The organism is Stenotrophomonas pictorum JCM 9942 (assembly GCF_001310775.1).
Lineage (GTDB): Bacteria > Pseudomonadota > Gammaproteobacteria > Xanthomonadales > Xanthomonadaceae > Stenotrophomonas > Stenotrophomonas pictorum.
This window is the reverse complement of the sequence record NZ_BAZI01000786.1, coordinates 1-596: the sequence shown is the minus strand read 5'-3', so window position 1 is coordinate 596 and position 596 is coordinate 1. Positions and strand designations below refer to the sequence as shown.

Annotated in this window: 1 pseudogene; it reads left to right on the top strand. The window is 69.8% G+C overall.

Annotated elements, in window-relative coordinates:
- Window positions 1-596, top strand: a pseudogene (locus JCM9942_RS17690) (oxidoreductase); the annotation flags it as partial.

The following is a 596-nucleotide window of genomic DNA, read 5'->3' as shown; positions in this document are numbered from 1 at the left end:
CGCTCGATGAGGCCGGCATCGAGGCGGTGGTCGCCGCGTTTGTCGCCGCCGCGCGCCCGCGCCGAGCGGATCGGCCTGGACCTGATCGAGATCCATGCCGCGCATGGCTACCTGCTGCACCAGTTCCTGTCGCCGCTGAGCAACCAGCGCGAGGACGAATACGGCTGCTCGCTGGAGAACCGCCTGCGCCTGCTGGTGCGGGTGTTCGATGCGGTGCGTGAAGCGGTCTCGGACAAGATCAGTGTGGGGGTGCGGATCTCGGCCACCGACTGGGTCGCCGGCGGCTGGGATCTGCCGCAGAGCATTGCATTGGCGCAGGTGCTTGATGCCCGGGGTTGCCAGTTCCTGCATGTCTCCAGCGGCGGTCTGGACCGGCGGCAGCAGATTCCGGTGGCCCCGGGCTACCAGGTGCCGTTCGCCGCGGCGATCAAGGCCGTGGTGGGCATGCCGGTGATCGCGGTGGGGCTGATCACCGAGCCAAAGCAGGCCGAGGCCATCCTGAAGGACCGTCAGGCCGACGCGATCGCACTGGCCCGCGGCATCCTCTACGACCCGCGTTGGCGTGGCACGCCGCCGCCGCCCTGGGCGACAAGGTC